This is a genomic window from Micromonospora sp. D75 (genome assembly GCF_018070405.1).
Taxonomy (GTDB): Bacteria; Actinomycetota; Actinomycetes; order Mycobacteriales; family Micromonosporaceae; genus Micromonospora; species Micromonospora chalcea.
In genome coordinates, this window is the sequence record NZ_JAGPXV010001072.1 from 1 (window position 1) to 915 (window position 915).

Genomic DNA, 915 nt, shown 5'->3' on the forward strand with positions numbered 1-915 from the left:
CGGCGAGGATCGCGCCCGCCTGGTCGATCTTCCCGGTCTTCAGATCGCCCTCGGTGTAGCGGCGGAACTCGGCGGTGCCGGCGTCGTCGTCCGGGTAGACGTCGGGGAAGAGCCGGCCGACCACCGGGTCACCGTGGTCGAAGCCGTCGGTCAGCAGCCCGACCACCTCGGCGGCGACCTTGCGCAGCACCCGGACCTCGTCGACGGCGAACGTCGCCACGTAGTGGTCGCCCCGGCGGCGGAACATGCTCATGACCTCTCCACCGTCGCCCAGAGACCGTACGCGTGCAGCTGCGCCGCGTCGTGCTCCATCCGTTCCCGGGCGCCGGTGGACACCACGGCCTTGCCCTTGTGGTGCACGTCCAGCATGAGCCGCTCCGCCTTCTCCCGGCTGTATCCGAAGAGCTTCTGGAACACCCAGGTCACATACGTCATCAGGTTGACCGGATCGTCCCAGACGATGGTCACCCACGGCCGGTCGGAGACCGGCACCTCTTCGGTGTCCGGCGTCTCGACCGGCGCAACCTGTGGAGCCGCCATGCCCCCCATCGTGCCACCGGATCCGGGGAACCGATGAACCGGAACGCCGCGGCGGCCGTCGTCACCCGCCCGGGCCGCGTACGCGAGCCCGGGTCGCGGTGTGCCCGCGCCGTGGTCAGGCAAGCAGGATGCCGTGGTCGACAGCATCGGCGAGCACCCCGGTCAGCGAGAGACGGATCACCTCGAAGCGGCGGGACACCTCGCGGGACAGTTCGAGTTCGACCTCGCGCAGCGCGCGCTGGGCCCAGGACCGGGCGGCGTTCGGGTCGTTGTTGTCGGTCGCCCGCCAGTGCTGCCAGCAGCCGCCGTTGAGGGCGACGCCCACGGGCGGGAGCATCTCGTCCCGCTGCCCGCCGGGCAGCCCGGCCAGGGCGT

At 71.5% G+C, this 915-nt stretch carries 2 protein-coding genes and 1 pseudogene; all 3 read right to left on the reverse strand.

Features of this window, described 5'->3' with window-relative positions; all coding sequences use genetic code 11:
* Nucleotides 1-253: DUF2017 family protein (locus KBX39_RS32055; protein ID WP_210874172.1), on the reverse strand; the 253-nt coding region annotated here is incomplete at its 3' end.
* Nucleotides 250-540, reverse strand: coding sequence for an ATP-dependent Clp protease adapter ClpS (gene clpS, locus KBX39_RS32060; protein WP_030501849.1), 291 nt, complete (start codon nt 538-540; stop codon nt 250-252). The genes clpS and KBX39_RS32055, both read right to left, overlap by 4 nt.
* 115 nt (nt 541-655) lie before the next feature.
* Nucleotides 656-915 (reverse strand): annotated as a pseudogene (locus tag KBX39_RS32065) (hypothetical protein); the annotation flags it as partial.

Coding starts and splice junctions, on each gene's coding strand:
- clpS (WP_030501849.1), bottom strand. CDS start 540: ATGGCGGCTCCACAGGTTGCGCCGGTCGAGACGCCGGACACCGAAGAG.